The 15,070-nt window shown below is 64.5% G+C and carries 17 protein-coding genes, 1 tRNA gene and 1 riboswitch; of the genes, 11 read left to right on the top strand and 7 right to left on the bottom strand.

Annotated features, from left to right (window positions below; genetic code table 11):
* Nucleotides 1–1,372 (bottom strand): glycoside hydrolase family 17 protein (locus DU475_RS19265; RefSeq protein ID WP_164633036.1); only part of this gene is annotated, 1,372 nt, incomplete at its 3' end.
* A gap of 288 nt (nucleotides 1,373–1,660) precedes the next feature.
* Here DU475_RS19265 and DU475_RS19270 point away from each other — a divergent pair.
* The 5 genes from DU475_RS19270 to DU475_RS19290 all read left to right on the top strand — a co-directional run bounded on the left by DU475_RS19270 (nucleotide 1,661) and on the right by DU475_RS19290 (nucleotide 6,212).
* Entirely contained in the window at nucleotides 1,661–2,248 is a 588-nt protein-coding gene (locus DU475_RS19270; RefSeq protein ID WP_013502553.1) for a hypothetical protein, read from the top strand.
* A 187-nt stretch (nucleotides 2,249–2,435) separates the two neighbouring features.
* Nucleotides 2,436–5,273 (top strand): glycosyltransferase, encoded by a 2,838-nt coding sequence (locus DU475_RS19275; RefSeq protein WP_164633037.1) that lies wholly within the window; start codon nucleotides 2,436–2,438, stop codon nucleotides 5,271–5,273.
* Between the two features lie 155 nt (nucleotides 5,274–5,428).
* Nucleotides 5,429–5,504 (top strand) — tRNA-Lys (locus tag DU475_RS19280).
* 359 nt (nucleotides 5,505–5,863) lie between these two features.
* Nucleotides 5,864–6,007, top strand: a complete 144-nt coding sequence (gene pufB, locus DU475_RS19285) for a light-harvesting antenna LH1, beta subunit (RefSeq protein WP_013502555.1) — start codon at nucleotides 5,864–5,866, stop codon at nucleotides 6,005–6,007.
* 25 nt (nucleotides 6,008–6,032) lie between these two features.
* On the top strand, nucleotides 6,033–6,212 hold the full coding sequence (locus DU475_RS19290; protein WP_013502556.1) for a light-harvesting protein: 180 nt from the start codon (nucleotides 6,033–6,035) through the stop codon (nucleotides 6,210–6,212).
* A gap of 108 nt (nucleotides 6,213–6,320) precedes the next feature.
* Here the strand turns inward: DU475_RS19290 and DU475_RS19295 are convergent, their stop codons facing one another.
* A complete protein-coding gene (locus DU475_RS19295) occupies nucleotides 6,321–6,524 on the bottom strand; it encodes a hypothetical protein (RefSeq protein ID WP_047308570.1) in 204 nt (67 codons plus the stop codon).
* A 90-nt stretch (nucleotides 6,525–6,614) separates the two neighbouring features.
* Nucleotides 6,615–7,016, bottom strand: coding sequence for a RidA family protein (locus DU475_RS19300; RefSeq protein ID WP_164633038.1), 402 nt, complete (start codon nucleotides 7,014–7,016; stop codon nucleotides 6,615–6,617).
* Between the two features lie 188 nt (nucleotides 7,017–7,204).
* Here DU475_RS19300 and DU475_RS19305 point away from each other — a divergent pair, with 188 nt between their 5' ends.
* A complete protein-coding gene (locus tag DU475_RS19305; RefSeq protein ID WP_013502559.1) occupies nucleotides 7,205–8,095 on the top strand; it encodes a DMT family transporter in 891 nt (296 codons plus the stop codon).
* Here DU475_RS19305 and DU475_RS19310 read toward each other — a convergent pair.
* Entirely contained in the window at nucleotides 8,092–8,334 is a 243-nt protein-coding gene (locus tag DU475_RS19310) for a BrnA antitoxin family protein (protein ID WP_164633039.1), read from the bottom strand. The genes DU475_RS19305 and DU475_RS19310 overlap by 4 nt on opposite strands.
* A 503-nt stretch (nucleotides 8,335–8,837) precedes the next feature.
* Between DU475_RS19310 and DU475_RS19315 the strand changes: the two genes are divergently transcribed.
* Nucleotides 8,838–9,053: a hypothetical protein gene (locus tag DU475_RS19315; RefSeq protein ID WP_013502561.1), complete on the top strand. Its 216-nt coding sequence runs from the start codon at nucleotides 8,838–8,840 to the stop codon at nucleotides 9,051–9,053.
* Between the two features lie 393 nt (nucleotides 9,054–9,446).
* On the opposite strand, the gene DU475_RS19320 is transcribed toward DU475_RS19315, so the two are convergent.
* Complete coding sequence (locus tag DU475_RS19320; protein WP_246700366.1) at nucleotides 9,447–9,833, bottom strand: hypothetical protein; 387 nt, start codon at nucleotides 9,831–9,833, stop codon at nucleotides 9,447–9,449.
* Between the two features lie 490 nt (nucleotides 9,834–10,323).
* A riboswitch (Fluoride riboswitch) is annotated at nucleotides 10,324–10,384 on the bottom strand.
* 126 nt (nucleotides 10,385–10,510) lie between these two features.
* On the opposite strand from DU475_RS19320, the gene DU475_RS19325 reads away from it, so the two are divergent.
* The 4 genes from DU475_RS19325 (at nucleotide 10,511) to DU475_RS19340 (ending at nucleotide 12,651) form a co-directional block, all read left to right on the top strand.
* Nucleotides 10,511–10,813, top strand: a complete 303-nt coding sequence (locus DU475_RS19325) for a hypothetical protein (RefSeq protein WP_164633040.1) — start codon at nucleotides 10,511–10,513, stop codon at nucleotides 10,811–10,813.
* Nucleotides 10,814–10,849: 36 nt separating this feature from the next.
* Nucleotides 10,850–11,245, top strand: coding sequence for a fluoride efflux transporter CrcB (crcB, locus tag DU475_RS19330; protein ID WP_013502563.1), 396 nt, complete (start codon nucleotides 10,850–10,852; stop codon nucleotides 11,243–11,245).
* Between the two features lie 36 nt (nucleotides 11,246–11,281).
* Complete coding sequence (locus DU475_RS24545; RefSeq protein ID WP_013502564.1) at nucleotides 11,282–12,100, top strand: DUF190 domain-containing protein; 819 nt, start codon at nucleotides 11,282–11,284, stop codon at nucleotides 12,098–12,100.
* Between the two features lie 206 nt (nucleotides 12,101–12,306).
* Nucleotides 12,307–12,651 carry a DUF190 domain-containing protein gene (locus DU475_RS19340; RefSeq protein WP_047308563.1) on the top strand — a complete coding sequence of 115 codons (345 nt, stop codon included), beginning with the start codon at nucleotides 12,307–12,309 and terminating at the stop codon, nucleotides 12,649–12,651.
* A 106-nt stretch (nucleotides 12,652–12,757) separates the two neighbouring features.
* Here DU475_RS19340 and tgt read toward each other — a convergent pair whose 3' ends face one another.
* Together tgt and queA are read right to left on the bottom strand one after the other, a co-directional pair.
* Nucleotides 12,758–13,891 (bottom strand): tRNA guanosine(34) transglycosylase Tgt, encoded by a 1,134-nt coding sequence (gene tgt / locus DU475_RS19345; RefSeq protein WP_164633041.1) that lies wholly within the window; start codon nucleotides 13,889–13,891, stop codon nucleotides 12,758–12,760.
* Nucleotides 13,888–14,970 (bottom strand): tRNA preQ1(34) S-adenosylmethionine ribosyltransferase-isomerase QueA, encoded by a 1,083-nt coding sequence (gene queA / locus DU475_RS19350; RefSeq protein WP_164633042.1) that lies wholly within the window; start codon nucleotides 14,968–14,970, stop codon nucleotides 13,888–13,890. The genes tgt and queA overlap by 4 nt, the downstream gene beginning before the upstream one ends.
* Between the last annotated feature and the right edge of the window lie 100 nt (nucleotides 14,971–15,070).

Consider the following 15,070-nt stretch of genomic DNA (forward strand, 5'->3'; position numbering starts at 1 on the left):
GGAAATCGCGGTAGCGCGGATCGAAGGTGAAGCCGAGCGCGGTCTGGGCGCCGATCAGCACGGTCACCGTCACCGCCAAGCCGAGAGCCCAGGTCGCCACCGAGTGCGAGCGGTCTTCCCGCGGCCCGAACAGATCGAGGAAGGTCGGGACCGGGCGCCCCGACATCAGCGCATGCGCTGCGAGGATCGGGGTCGACACCCCGCAGGCGAGCAGCAGTCCCCACTGCAGCCAACGGCCGACGCCGTAGCTCTCGACCAGCAGCTTGTCGATCCCCACCCCGAGCAGAATCCCCGCCACCGTCGCCGAGGTGCCGACCGCCAGCCACGCCACCAGACGCGGCGACCATGGCCGCCGGCGCAGCGTCAACATCGCGGTCCCGAACACCGCAAGGCTCAACCCCATCCCGGCAGCGGCCATCAGCTTCCATTGCGGGAAATTGCTGACCGGCTCGCCGGCCGGATACTTCACCACCCGGTTGTCGGCGTCGATCAGCCCCCAATAGCCGCCGACGGTACCTTCGAGATTGCGCTTCCACGGCTGATCGTAGGCTTCGATCAGGTTGACGCGGAAGTTCTCCCGCTTGGCCAGCGACAGGATCTCGGACACCACCCGGGCCTGGTTGGTGCGCGACGGCAGCGCCCCTTCGCGCATCCGCCCCGCGCTCGGCCACCCGGTCTCTCCAATAAGGATCTCCTTGGCAGGAAACGCGACCGCAACTTGCTTGCGGATGGCGTCGACGTGGTTGGCGGCATAGCGCGCACGGACCGGCATGTCCTCCCAATACGGCAGGATATGGATCGTGACGAAATCCACCGCTTCGTAGATCTCGCGGTTGCGCAGCCAGTATTCCCATACGTCCGCATAAGTGACCGGAACCTTGGCCTGCGCCTTCACAAGGCGGATGGTGGCGGCGAGATCGGCCGCGGTCATCTCGCCGCGCAGCAGCACCTCGTTGCCGACCACCAACGAGGTGATGACGTCCGGATACGCCTTGGTCAGTCCGACTGCGGTAGCGATCTGCGCCAGATTCTTCGAACGGTCGTTGGACAGCCAGATTCCCTGCAGCACCTTCAGCCCAGCTTTGGCGGCGAGCGGCGGTAATTGGTCGAGTCCGTTGTCGATCGAATAGGTCCGGACGCAGTTCGAGATCTTGGCGAGTTGCTCCATGTCCTGCGCGATCTGCTCGGCGTCGATATGCGTCGTCGGATCGAGCGGCGTCTGCAAGCCGCGAAACGGCGCATAGGACACACATTCCAGCTTCGAGCTGGTTTCGATCGGCGCACGTTCGAGGGTGATCGGGGTGGCGATCCACCACCACACACCGAAGATCATGGCCAACGAGATCGGGATCAACAGCAGCGGCGTGCGCAAGGATTTCGTTTCCGTCCGTTGCAAAAAGGGTCTCGTCGATTAGCCGCTCGCGACCGATCTGCCAAGGCCGCGTTGTGCACCGCCCTCTCCCCGGCTTCTTCCATGAGATCGTCATGCGCCATCAATTGGTCGCCATGCACCGAAGGACCAACTGCCGTTGCTGGACAAAATCGAAAATGTCCGTCATGGGATTCTGCCGAGGGTCACGCCCTATCGGCGACGAATTCGAGCGGCATCAGGTGGATGGGACCGGTGCCGCGATGGCCCGGCAACGAGATCGGGGACACGATGCGACGAGTTTTCCTTGAGTTCCAGAACGCGATGCTGCGTTGCCTGGCAGTGAGCGGTCTTGCCCTGTCGATCGGCGTCGGCGGCGCGATCGCCCAGAGCGGCGACCTGCGCGCCCAGGATCAGACTCAGAAGCCGCCGGCGACCACTAACAATCAGGCGACTCAGTCGACTGCGGACGCGCTCAAGGAAAGCCAGCGGAAGACCGACGAGTTCGCCGAGGCTGCGCAGGCGATCAACGGTCCTGCCGGCAACCCCGAATGCGTCTGGCTCGGCCGTCGCGTCGTGGTGCTGATGTGGCGTGACGACCTTGACACCGCGTTCCGCCATCTCGACATGTACGACCGCTTCGGCTGCCCGACCGGTCACATTCAGGCGGCGTTCAGGTGCGTCGTGCGATCCGGTCCTATCGACCCGAAATCGCCCGACAGCCTCAGCGGACGCGTGCACGCATGCTGGATCAATCCGACCGCCCAGCAGCAGCCGGCGGCAGCGACTGCGACGCCGCCTGGTCCGGCCGGCAAGCCGGCACCGGCCCCTGCGCAGCCGCAGCCGGCGACGCCGCCCATTCAGGCGCCGGCGAAATAACGCCTCGCCGCGAGGGAACGTTCGGTTTTTTCTCTGGTTTGGTGACCCGGTGCCCTCAATTCGCCATGCGGTCGGCGGAGTTGCTTGGGCACCGCAGCCATTCATGCTGTGATGCGCCGACGCTGTGGACGGACCTCGGGGACGGGTTGGTTCACCTGCAAACCAGGCCCCTGATGGTTTAGTCGCGATGCGTGCTGTCGTCGCTGTTTTGCTTTTTGTCGCTGTTGCTCACGCCGGGCTCTGGGGCCTCCTTCGGGAGAAACAACAAGCCGCCGACTTCACCGGGATGCTGCCGAGCGTGTCTTACGCGCCGTTCGACGGCAGCGGCCATCCCGACGTCGACAATTTCCCGACCGCCGAGCGGATCCGAGCCGACCTCAAAAAGCTGGCGCCGCAGACCCGCGCCGTCCGCCTGTACTCGTCGACCGGCGGTCCCGAGATGGTCCCGCCGATCGCCAACGAGTTCGGCCTCAAGGTCAATGTCGGCGCCTGGATCGACAAGGACCCCACCCGCAACGAGCGTGAAATTCAGGCGGCGATCGAGCTCGCCAAGCACAATCCGAATGTCAGCGGCATCGTGGTCGGCAACGAGACGGTATATCGCGGCGATCAGATCCCGCTGGAAAATCTCGGGCTCAGCGAGGAAGAGCGCTACCGCCTGGTCGCGGAAGAAAACCAGCGGGTGCGCGATGCCGAAGCCCAACCGGCCGACAAGCGCGACGAGGCGGTCCGCTGGGCCACGGCGGAGAACAACGTCCGCCGGCTGACCCGGCTGATCCAGCGTGTCAAATCCCAGGTCAAGGCGCCGGTGACGTCGGGCGAGATCTGGAACATCTGGATCGAGCATCCCGAACTCGCCTCGTCGGTCGATTTCATCGCTGCGCACATCCTGCCCTACTGGGAAGGCTTCTCCGCCAAGCAGGCGGTCGACCAGGCGATGATCATCTACCAGAAGCTGCGCGACGCCTTTCCCGGCAAGCGCATCGTGATCGCCGAATTCGGCTGGCCGAGCGCCGGCTACAATCGCAAGGCGGCCGTGCCCGGACAGTTCGAGCAAGCGGTGACGCTACGCAATTTCGTGAGCCGCGCCGACGCCATCGGCATGGAATACAACATCGTCGAAGCGATCGATCAGCCGTGGAAATTCTTCGAAGGCGGTGTCGGTCCATACTGGGGCTTCCTGGACGCCTCGCGCCAACCGAAATTCGCCTGGACCGGCCCGGTGGTCGATCCCAACTACTGGAAGCTCGCCGGCATTGCGGTCCTGGTCGGCATCCTGCTGTCGCTGCCGATCCTGCAGCTCGCCGCCCCGACCGCGATGCAGACCTTCTTACTGGCGGCCGCCGCGAACGGCGCCGGCGCCTGGGCCGCGACGGTGTTCGCTTACTGGAACGGCCACTATTTCCTGTTCGGCTCGGCGTTCGCATTGACCCTCGGCATGATCCTGCTGGTGCCCTTGGTCGCTATCGCGCTGGCGCGGGTCGAGGAGATCGCGGCAGTGGCGTTCGGCCGCAAGCCGCGCCGGCTGATCACCCGCGAGATGACCGACGCGCAGGAAGCCAAGCGTGCGGCCGCGCTGGCCAGCGGCGAACCGGTCAAGGCCCCGAAGGTGTCGATCCACGTCCCGGCCTATTTCGAGCCGCCGGAGATGCTGAAGCAGACGCTGGATGCACTGGCGCGGCTCGACTATCCGAACTTCGAAGTCGTGGTGATCATCAACAACACCCCCGACGCCGCCTTCACCGATCCGATCCGGGAACACTGCCGCGAACTCGGCGAGCGCTTCAAGTTCATCAACGCCCAGAAGGTCAAGGGCTTCAAGGCCGGCGCGCTGCGGATCGCGATGGAGCGCACCGCGGTCGATGCCGAGATCATCGGCATCATCGACGCCGACTATGTGGTGACGCCGGACTGGCTGAAGGACCTCGTCCCGGCGTTCGACGATCCGCGCGTCGGCCTGGTGCAGGCGCCGCAGGAGCATCGCGACGGCGACCGCTCGCTGATGCACTACATCATGAACGGCGAATATGCCGGGTTCTTCGACATCGGCATGGTCCAGCGCAACGAATACAACGGCATCATCGTGCACGGCACGATGTGCCTGATCCGCCGCGCCGCGATGGACATGGCCGGCGGCTGGTCGAGCGACACCATCTGCGAGGACAGCGATCTCGGCCTCGAGATCATGGAGCACGGCTGGCTCACCCACTACACCAACACCCGCTACGGCTACGGCCTGCTGCCGGACACCTACGAGGCGTTCAAGAAGCAGCGGCACCGCTGGGCCTATGGCGGCTTCCAGATCATCAAGAAGCACTGGCGCCGCTTCCTGCCCGGCAACAGCCGCCTGTCCCGCGACCAGCGCCGCGAGTTCGGTCTCGGCTGGCTGAACTGGCTCGGCGCCGAAAGCCTCGGCGTGGTGGTGGCGATCCTCAATCTGATCTGGGTGCCGATCGTCGCCTTCGCCGACATCGCGATTCCGGACAAGATCCTGACCCTGCCGATCATCGCCTCCTTCATCGTGACGCTGGCGCACTTCCTGGTGCTGTACCGGCTGCGGGTGAAGATCGGCGTGCCGCAGATGCTGGGCGCGATGATCGCGGCGATGTCGGTGCAATGGACGGTGTCCCGCGCCGTCGCCCAGGGCCTGATCACCGAACACCTCGCCTTCGCCCGCACCTCCAAGGGCGGCCTGACGATGATGTCGGTCGAATTCCAGGCATTCTGGGAAGCGGTGATCGGTGTGCTGCTGCTGATCGGCGCGGCAATTCTGGTGGTATCCAACAGCAACATCCAGATCACCGAGATCTACATCTTCGCCGGCGTGCTGGTGTTGCAGAGCCTGCCGTTCCTGGCGGCGGTGGCGATCGCGATTCTGGAGAACTCGCGAATCAACCAGTTCGGCTGGTGGACCGCGACCGCGGTGCGGACCGCCGAGCTGATCGGCCTGCGCCCGGTGGCGCTGCCGACTCCGATCCCGGCTCCGCAGAAGGTCGTCGCCTCCGAGCTGCAGCGCGACGCCTGAACGGCGACTTTGGCCGCTGGCAGAAGCTGACTGGTTGCACGAGGAAGGCAGGATAAATAGCTGTGGGCTTGAGCCAATTTGTCTTGGGTGGGGGCAACTGCGGTCACCGCGGGTATTGACCCCGCCGGCCCCGCCCCCTACACAGCGCCTCACGTGAGCGCGTAGCTCAGCCGGTAGAGCACGTGACTTTTAATCATGGGGTCGAGGGTTCGAGTCCCTCCGCGCTCACCATGAGATTCATTTTCCCACCCGAAATGGGCGACAGCGCCCGGCAGCTTAGCGCTTCCGCCTTCACCGGACGAGATCCCGGCGCCTGAAGCTGCTTGCAAGCCACCCGCGCGGCGTCCGTTCGAACCGAGCGGCCGCAGAGCCGATCGCCCCTCCCAAGCCGCGCGGTTGCATCATCCCCGCAAGACAAAATGCAACCAAATCCGGACCCAACTACCGTTTTACGACCAACGGATCACGCGGCACTCACGAAAATTTGTTCCTGCTCAATGTTCGGGTCGGACAGCCGGGTCAATATGCGCGCCATCGAGGGCCGCACCGCGGCTCGGCGATGCGCAGAAAACCCATTATGAGGTCTCAAAATGGCTGACAAGACGCTGACCGGCCTGACGGTCGAGGAGTCGGAAGAGCTCCACAAGCACGTGATCGACGGCACCCGCATCTTCGGTGCGATCGCGATCGTCGCGCACTTCCTCGCCTACGTTTACACCCCCTGGCTGCACTAATTAGCTGCCTTAAGGAGCATCAATTATGAATCAAGCTCGTATCTGGACTGTTGTGAAGCCGTCCGTCGGCCTTCCGCTCCTGCTCGGCAGCGTGACCGTGATCGCGATCCTGGTGCACTTCGCCCTGATCACGAACACCACCTGGTTCCCGAAGTACTGGAACGGCAAGACCGCGTCGATCGAATCGTCGGTCAACGTCGGCTAATACGCTCTCACGAGCCGTATTTGCAGAACCGGACTCCGCAAGGGGTCCGGTTTTCGCGTTTTGGGGCGGCCCCGATGGGACCGCCCTCGCTTCTCGCCGCGCCGCAGCTCACGCGCGCGGCTTCGGTGCCGCCAGAGCGGTCGCAGTGCGCTTCATCGTCTTCGCCACCAGAAGGGCCTGCTCCTTGGTCAGCGCGAAGTCCTGCACGCCTTTCTGCGTGGTCAGCGAGAGAATCATCACGTCGGGCTGATTCTCCGGCCAGCCAGTGGCGAAGGCGGTGACGAAATCGGCCGAAGTCGAGCGCTGGGTCATCGAACGAAACTCCTTGCAAAAGCTCGCGGCTGATTGGCCGAAACCGGCCGCGCTGGCAAGCATCCGCAAGGCTAAGTCGTCCAGGCAGATTCACCGCGCCGGCACGAACGCCGTCACCTCCAGCTCGACCTTGGCGCGAGGATCGACCAGCCCGTCGATATAGAGCAGCGTCGAAGGCGGAAAATGCCGCCCCAGCGTCTCCTTCCAGGCCGCGCCGATTCCGGCCCCAGCGGCCTCATATTCGGCCCGGCTGGTGAGATACCAGGTCAGCCGCACGATGTGCTCAGGACCGGCGCCTGCGTCGGCCAGCAGCCGGATGACACGCCGCAGCGCTGCGCCGACCTGGGCCGCCAGGTCGTCCGATTCGTATTCGCCCTGATCGTTGGTCCCCGTCTGGCCCGCCAGCACCAGCCACTGACCGGGCCCACTGAAGGCAACGCCGTGTGAGAAGCCTCGCGGCCTCGCCCATCCGTCCGGTTGCAGCACCCGCATCCTCGATCCTCCCTTGGCATCCGGCTTGTTCGCCGCTTTGAACGCGATTGCGCGCACAAGCGGCGGCGGAAATCAACCGCAACGGGCGCAGGCGGACCTCTTCGGTGCGGCGGTTGCCAAGCCTGCCGTTGTCGAAGATAGAGCGCTGCAAGGAAACGCCGACGCCATCAACGAGCCAAACCGCCGCGATGACCCGTCCCCCCTCGATTCTGAAGGCCGCGCTGTGGATGGCCGGCTGGCTGGCGCTGATGGTGATCGTGGCCGTCGCCGGCCGCGAGACGCTGCGCGAACTGAGCGTGTTTCAGGTCATGGAACTGCGCTCGGTGATCGGCTTCGCGATGCTGTACCCGATGATCCACAGGACCGGCGGGCTGCCGGCGATGGCGACGGCGCGGCCATTCTCGCATCTGACCCGCAACCTCGTGCACTACGCCGCGCAGCTCGGCTGGTTCTACGCGCTGATGCTGATCCCGATCGGCCAGGTGGTCTCGATCGAGTTCACCATGCCGATCTGGATCGCGATCCTGGCCGCCACTTTCCTCGGCGAGCACATGAACGTCTGGAAGATCACCGCGGTCGCGCTCGGCCTGATCGGCGTCGTGGTCATCGTCCGCCCGGCCACGTCCTCGATCGATCCCGGGCAGTTGATCGCGCTCGGCGCCGCGGTCGGCTTCGGCATCTCGGTGACGCTGATGAAGTCGCTGACGCGCACCGAAAGCACGCTGACGATCATCTTCTGGATGCTGATCATCCAGAGCGCGGCCGGTCTGGTGCCGGCGCTGTGGACGTGGCAATGGCCATCGGCCTATGTCTGGATCTGGATCGTGATCCTGGCGTTCTGCGGCACCTTCTCGCACTATTGCATGGCGCGGGCGCTGTCGCACGCCGATGCCACCATCGTGGTGCCGATGGACTTTTTGCGAGTACCGCTGTCGGCCGCGGCAGGCTGGCTGATCTACGGCGAGCGGCTCGACGCCTACACCGTGGCCGGCGCCGCGCTGATCCTGGCTGGCAATCTGCTCAACCTGCGGGGCGCGCCGCGGCCGCCGATGCCGGCCCGGATCCACAATTCGCGCTAGTCGAGCCCCGCGGCCTTCCGCAATGCGGCGTTGATGCGGTCCTGCCATCCTGGACCGCCTTCCTGGAAATGCTCTAGCACCGCCTGGTCGATCCGCAACGACACCATCTCCTTGACGCCGGGCAGCGCCCGCCGCTTCGGCGGCACCTCAACCGGCTTAGTGGTGGCCTTCTTGAAGGCGGCCTCCGCCTCGGTACGGGCATCGTTGAGCGTGCGGGGACGGCGGGGCGGCTGAGACATGGCAGTTTTCTCGGCAGGTTGAGCAGAGTTGAGGCGTTGAAAGCGTCCCCATCGGAATGGTCCATCGCGCCAGCGGTCCACGCTGGAAGCGGCGCCTCGCGGCGCACAAGACTCACTCGGACAGGGGCGCCAGACCGGTTGATCACGCCCGCTTACCGATCGCAATAGTAATTGAATCGCTAACACGCGCACAACAATCGAGCTGATCCCGGATCTGGCCGGAGGCGGCGTGCAGTGCAGAATCGATTTTCTCAAAACGAACGCATTTGTGTTGCGACATCGTCAGAGTTCCGAGTGTATAGTTCGTGCAACTGAGGTGGTGATCACTTCGGTCGACATGTGCCCGACCGCTGCGTTCAATCGAACCATCAGGCCATTTGGAAACTCTGATCCACTTGGAAACTCTGAGCCACTCAGACGCTCCGATCGGCTCACACACTTCGGACAATCCGGTCCGCTTTGAACAATCAGGCCCAATGCTCTTGGAAGATGAGGAGGTCACGATGCCGGCGATTGCTGAAGTCCTGTCGACCAACGTTCCTCGTCCCGCGCCGCGCGGCAGCGATCTTCCCACCTGCCCGGTCTGCGCCGACTCGATGGTCGCTGCCGAGGCTTCCGCATATCTCACCGAAAGCGTGGTGAGCTATCTGTGGACCTGCGACACCTGCGGCTATGGTTTCGTCACCAAGCATTCGGTGAAACGCTTTTCCTGCAACTAACGTCTTCGTCGCTCATGCTGTCCTCCCATGCTGAAAACCAGCCATGGGCAAGCCGCACGAGCTGACAACGAAGACAAGTAGTCGGGCCCGGAACGCCGACAAGCTGCCATGGTCGCTGCAACTCTCGATCCCGGACGAGCGACAGATTCCGCTCGCCGGTAACGATCAGCAGCTTGCCGCCAGCTCGACATCGCCAGGCCCGCGAAGCCGCTTCTGCATTTCCGAACAGCCGAGGGTCCGTCGCGATCGAAGCGTCCGTCGCCTTTCGAAAGATCGGTCGTCTTCGAAGCGCGGCCGTCTTCGACGTGTCCGTAGCCTTCGTCATGCACATGGACGAATTCGCACCATCCGTCCTCGCCCACGACCCGGCGATTGAGATGTTTCATCCCGCCGTCATCGACCGACGGATTCGCGTGACGTCACTCGCTGCAACTTGGCATTCCGTTGATGTCTCATCCAGGCGAGAATATCCGGCGCCTTTCCGGAGATCACCTTGAGGTGCTGCGTCTTGTGTGGCTCCGCCTTGGCTTCGTAGAACTTCCACAATTCGCTGATGATCACGACGTGCCAGCGGGGCGCGCCGGGCGCATCGGCCCGCAGTTGCAGAATCTCGAGCGAAAACGAATAGCTCCTTCCGTTATAGCGGTGGCGCTCGCGAGAGCATTCGACTCCGTCGACCGTCCACACCGACTGGTCGCTGCCGGGGCTCGGCGCATCGATGACGAACTCGATATCGGCAATGGTTCGGGCGTTACCGATCCGCGCCATGCTTCTCTCCATCACGCACTCTCGACCTTGCCCGATCGATCATGCGGCTCACGCGTTTCTTCCTATTGCGGACCATCAGACCTCGCTCTGCTTCGCCGTCCGTCATCACCCCGCCCGGCTCCGCGCACGCCGTTCATGGGCGCCGTACCCCTCCCCGGCACGGACATGCGTATCCCTGCGACGACTGAGTAGGTCTCCAGGATGGTCACACGTCCCGACTAGTTCTGCCTCATCCGGATCGCTGTTTCGGCAAGTGCCGTCAAAGCTCAAAGCGCGAGCAGCAGCATGACCGTCCGCTTCGACGCCAAAGGCAAACGCCAGCCCAGCGGCCGCTGTGACGGCCGTCAGCACCGATAGCGCAACAGTTCTGCTCGCGAGCATTCCCCGGAGGGGTTGCAGCAAGACAATCACAGACTTCATGCGGGACCCTTCCAGGTCTCCGGCTGACGGCTCGGGATTTCGATCGGGGAGAGTCTTCGACACAATCCTACCGACGCGAAAGCGCCCGGTAGGAGTCATCAGCCTCACGGCGGTTGTCGGGGGACTCCATCCCCATCGGTGAAATTCATACAAAGCTGCGATGCCGTCGTCAATCTGCTCGCGGCTCCGCTACAACGCTATGGGTTACGTCTTTCTACGGTAGCGAGATCCATGACCGGCCTGTTAGGAATTGAAGACAGTGACGGCGCATGCCTGCAGATCACGAACGTTTGCAAATTCTGACGCTGCACAAGTCATCGGCCGATCGCTACACCGTTCTCTGGCAGATCATCTCGTTCTTGCTCGTTGGAGCGGTTGCTGTGGTGCCTTCCTATATCGACGTCCCACCGCACGAGCGGAATGGCACTCTCGGTCTATCGCCCATGATGTCGATTGTTGCCGCGGCCCGGCAGTCGACGGACTTGGGAATTACACGCATGCACATGCTCCTCGAAGGATTCTATCTGTATCATGCTGACGGCAGGCTTTGGGTCAGCCGGCAATCGTGGTGATCGCGACACGAACTGTCGTAATGAGCAGTGAAAGACATGGATATCGTCTACGGAATGATCTGGGTCGCCTTCGGCAGCATGTTCGGCGGGATTGCTCGGTTCGGGATTTCGGGGCTGGTCGCACGTAGCATTGGCGAGACCTTTCCTTGGGGTACCCTGACAGTCAATACCAGTGGGGCTCTGGCAATCGGCGTATTCGGCGGCCTCGCCAGCAGCGGCCAAGGCGTGTTCTCCGAGCACACCTCCTGGCTGCTCGTCGTGACCGGTTTCCTCGGCTGCTACACTACCGTGTCCTCCTTCAGCTTGCAGACCTTGAGCCTGGCGCGCGACGGCGACCTCCGGCGGGCGGCAGGCAACGTCCTGATGTCGCTGATCCTCTGCCCTGGCCTGGCGGCCACGGGATTTATCCTCACAACTCGGATCGTCCAGTGAAAGCTGCAGCATTGCCCGCAACACCTCGGCACCGACATGCTGCGTAAGCTTCCCGCATGGGCTAGCCGCGCATTGGACGGCCTCGCCGTCTACGGCTTGGTCGGTCTCGGGAGCGTGCTCGGCGGAGTCGCGAGGTACCTGGTCGGTGTCGCGCAGATCGCCCTGCTCGGCCCGGCCTTCCCGTGGACCACATTGATCGTCAACGTCACCGGTTCTTTTCTGATCGGCTTCTATGCCACGGTCACAGGGCCCGACGGCCGGATCTTCGCGGGGAGCCGCCAGCGTCAGTTTGTGATGGCCGGCATCTGCGGAGGCTACACGACCTTTTCGATGTTCAGCTTCGAAACCTTCGCGCTGATCCGGAACGGCGACCTGCTCGTCGCGGGGCTCAATTTCGGTCTCTCGCCCGTCGCCTGGCTGATCGCCGTTTGGGGCGGCTACGCGTTCGCGACCCGACTCAATCGGGTGCGAACCTCCATCGTCACCGGAGACGAGCCCGAGAACTTGCAGATACCACGGCAGGCCACGCTGCTCCGGATCTTCGTCGACGAGTCCGACAAGCACGGCGACGCGCCACTCTACGAGGCCATCGTGTTGCGCGCGCGAAAGATGCAGCTCGCCGGAGCGACCGTCTTCCGCGGGCCGACCGGCTATGGAGAGTCGAGCCAGATGCACCGGGCCGACGCCCTTCGCGTTCGCAGCGAACTGCCGCTGATCATCGAGATCATCGACAGTGAAGACGCGGTCGCGCGTTTCCTTCCTGTGCTCGACGAGATGATGCCCGGCGGCATGGCGACGATGGAACGTGTCGAAGTCATCCAGTACGGACAACCCGGCGGCACTGGAGCGACTTGAAATGGCCGCGCCGTACCACGTACCGGTAACGAAGTCGGGACTATGCTGCGCGGTCGGTCGGGTTGAATGTCCCGATCGATCGTCCCGCCGGCGGCCGATCCCGCCTCGAAGTGATCGTCGCAGCGATCAGATGGCAAAGATGATCACACGACCGCGGAGAGCTTCGACGAGTTTCGCGACGCCCCGAACGAACCAAGGACAGACCGATGCAACTGCCTCGTGACGCCGTACTCCTCCGGATCTTCATCGGTGAAGACGATCGCTTTGACAATCGGCCGCTCCATGAGGCGATTGTTCTGAAGGCTCGCGAAATGCATCTGGGGGGCGCCACCGTCTTGCGCGGGGCGATCGGCTTCGGGCATTCCAGCCGTCTGCACACCAGCAAAATCCTCCGGCTTTCGGAAGATCTGCCGATCATCATCGAGATCGTCGATGCGCCGGAAACGATCGAGGCGTTTCTGCCGGTACTGGGCAGCATGATGGGTGGCGGTCTGATTACGAAGCAGAACGTTCAGATTCTGCAGTATGGGCCCGGACCGATTGCGAAGTAGCGCGAGCGATCCCAATCCCGCATCTCGACAGCCAGCGGGCGGAGCATCGGCGCGTCAGCGAATTGCCGGGTCACGGCCGAACGGCGTCGGCAGCCGAAGCGGCGGATCAGCGCGGCGGCAGATCGCCGCGATCCCACGCCTCGCGCGTGCGGAGCCTGAACTCTTCGAACCGGCCGGCGGCGATCGCGCCGCGGATGTCGCGCATCAGCCGCTGATAGTACGCGGTATTGATCTCCGACAGCAGCATCGCGCCGAGCGTCTCGCTCGACTTCACCAGATGGTGCAGATAGGCCCGCGAGTAGTTGCGGGTCGACGGCCAGTCGCTCTCTTCGTCGAGCGGCCGCGGATCGTCGGCGTGCTTGGCGTTGCGCAGGTTGATCGGGCCGTATTGCGTGAACGCGAGACCATGGCGACCGTTGCGGGTCGGCATCACGCAGTCGAACATGTCGATGCCGCGCGCCACCGCTTCCAGTATGTCCTCGGGCGTTCCGACGCCCATCAGATAGCGCGGCCGGTCCTCGGGCAGGATCGGCGCCACCTCCTCGATCATCGCCAGCATCACCTCCTGCGGCTCGCCGACCGCGAGGCCGCCGATCGCATAGCCGTGGAAGCCGATATCAATCAGCCCGCGCGCCGAAGCGTGGCGCAGCTCGGGCACGTCGCCGCCCTGCACGATGCCGAACAGCATGTAGCCGGCCGGCGCGGTTTCGAACGCGCGCTTGCAGCGCTCCGCCCAGCGCAGCGACAATTGCATCGCCCGCTCGATATCGGCGCGATCGGCCGGCAGCCGCACGCATTCGTCGAGCTGCATCGCGATGTCGGAGCCGAGCAGACGCTGCACCTCGATGGCGCGTTCCGGCGACAATTCGAGCGCCGCGCCGTCGATATGCGAGCGGAACGTCACCGCCTGTTCGTTGACTTTGCGAAGCTGCGCCAGCGACATCACCTGGAAGCCGCCGGAATCGGTCAGCATCGGGCCGTTCCAGGTGGTGAAGCGCTGCAGGCCGCCGAGCGCGGCGATGCGCTCGGCGCCGGGCCGCAGCATCAGGTGATAGGTGTTGCCGAGCACGATGTCGGCGCCGGCGTCGCGCACCTCGCGCCAATGCAGCCCCTTCATCGCGCCCGCGGTGCCGACCGGCATGAAGGCCGGGGTGCGAACGACGCCATGCGGGGTGGTGAGTCGGCCGGTGCGCGCGGCGCCGTCGGTCCCGAGCAGTTCGAAGTGATTGGATACGGTCATGGGGTGATGTCGTTCCGGAACAGCAGGCTGGCGTCGCCGTAGGAGTAGAACCGGTAGCCGGTTCGAATGGCGTGGGCGTAGGCCGCCTGCATGGTGTCGAGACCGCAGAACGCCGACACCAGCATGAACAGCGTCGATCGCGGCAGGTGGAAATTGGTCATCAGCACGTCGACCGCGCGGAAGCGATAGCCCGGCGTGATGAAGATCGAAGTCTCTTCGGCGAACGGCGCGATCTGGCCGTCATCGCGCGCCGCACTTTCCAACAAGCGCAGCGAGGTGGTGCCGACCGCGACGATGCGGCCGCCCGCCGCCCGCGCCGCGTTCAGCGCCTCCGCGGTCGCGCGGCTGATCGTGCCCCATTCGGCGTGCATCTTGTGCTCAGCGGTGTCGTCGGCCTTCACCGGCAGGAACGTCCCCGCCCCGACATGCAGCGTGATCCGGTGCAGCCCGACGCCGCGCGCAGCCAGCGCGGCTTCAAGGTCAGCGGTGAAATGCAGCCCGGCGGTCGGCGCGGCGACGGCGCCTTCATTGGCGGCGAACATGGTCTGATAGTCAGTGACATCCTGCACGTCGGGCGGGCGCTTGGAGGCGATATAGGGCGGCAATGGCGTGGCGCCGATCTCCGCGATCGCCTGGTCGAGCACCGGGCCGTGGAACGAGAACGCCAGCGTCACTTCGCCGGCTTCGCCCTTGGCTTCGACCGTCGCGTCGAGATGGCCGAGCAGGCAGACTCGGCCGTCATGACCGAAGCGCACCACGTCGCCCGGCAGCAGTTTCTTCGCCGGCTTGACCAGCGCCTGCCAGCGGGCGCCATCGAGCCGCTTGATCAGCGTCGCGTCGATCTTCGGCTCGGGGCCCCGGCCGATCCGGTGGCCGGTCAATTGAGCCGCGATCACTCTTGTATCGTTGACCACGAGCTGATCGCCGGGCGCCAGCAGCGACGGCAGATCGCGCACGATCCGATCCTCGAGCGGCGCGCCGGGGCGCACGACCAGCATCCGCGCGGCATCGCGCGGGCTCACCGGCCGCAGCGCGATGTTCTCGGCAGGCAGATCGAAGTCGAACAGATCGGTGCGCATCAGGTTTCTGCACGGAGCGCTCCCTCTCCCCGCCTGCGGGGAGAGGGCTGGGGTGAGGGGCAGCCGCGAGGTCGAGACTCGGTGAGACGCCCCCCCCCCC

The sequence above is a fragment of the Rhodopseudomonas sp. WA056 genome (assembly GCF_010906995.1).
In the GTDB taxonomy this organism is placed as follows: Bacteria; Pseudomonadota; Alphaproteobacteria; order Rhizobiales; family Xanthobacteraceae; genus Rhodopseudomonas; species Rhodopseudomonas palustris_G.

Coding starts and splice junctions, on each gene's coding strand:
- DU475_RS19270 (WP_013502553.1), top strand. CDS start 1,661: ATGCGACGAGTTTTCCTTGAGTTCCAGAACGCGATGCTGCGTTGCCTG.
- DU475_RS19275 (WP_164633037.1), top strand. CDS start 2,436: ATGCGTGCTGTCGTCGCTGTTTTGCTTTTTGTCGCTGTTGCTCACGCC.
- pufB (WP_013502555.1), top strand. CDS start 5,864: ATGGCTGACAAGACGCTGACCGGCCTGACGGTCGAGGAGTCGGAAGAG.
- DU475_RS19290 (WP_013502556.1), top strand. CDS start 6,033: ATGAATCAAGCTCGTATCTGGACTGTTGTGAAGCCGTCCGTCGGCCTT.
- DU475_RS19295 (WP_047308570.1), bottom strand. CDS start 6,524: ATGACCCAGCGCTCGACTTCGGCCGATTTCGTCACCGCCTTCGCCACT.
- DU475_RS19300 (WP_164633038.1), bottom strand. CDS start 7,016: ATGCGGGTGCTGCAACCGGACGGATGGGCGAGGCCGCGAGGCTTCTCA.
- DU475_RS19305 (WP_013502559.1), top strand. CDS start 7,205: ATGACCCGTCCCCCCTCGATTCTGAAGGCCGCGCTGTGGATGGCCGGC.
- DU475_RS19310 (WP_164633039.1), bottom strand. CDS start 8,334: ATGTCTCAGCCGCCCCGCCGTCCCCGCACGCTCAACGATGCCCGTACC.
- DU475_RS19315 (WP_013502561.1), top strand. CDS start 8,838: ATGCCGGCGATTGCTGAAGTCCTGTCGACCAACGTTCCTCGTCCCGCG.
- DU475_RS19320 (WP_246700366.1), bottom strand. CDS start 9,833: ATGGAGAGAAGCATGGCGCGGATCGGTAACGCCCGAACCATTGCCGAT.
- DU475_RS19325 (WP_164633040.1), top strand. CDS start 10,511: ATGCCTGCAGATCACGAACGTTTGCAAATTCTGACGCTGCACAAGTCA.
- crcB (WP_013502563.1), top strand. CDS start 10,850: ATGGATATCGTCTACGGAATGATCTGGGTCGCCTTCGGCAGCATGTTC.
- DU475_RS24545 (WP_013502564.1), top strand. CDS start 11,282: ATGCTGCGTAAGCTTCCCGCATGGGCTAGCCGCGCATTGGACGGCCTC.
- DU475_RS19340 (WP_047308563.1), top strand. CDS start 12,307: ATGCAACTGCCTCGTGACGCCGTACTCCTCCGGATCTTCATCGGTGAA.
- tgt (WP_164633041.1), bottom strand. CDS start 13,891: ATGACCGTATCCAATCACTTCGAACTGCTCGGGACCGACGGCGCCGCG.
- queA (WP_164633042.1), bottom strand. CDS start 14,970: ATGCGCACCGATCTGTTCGACTTCGATCTGCCTGCCGAGAACATCGCG.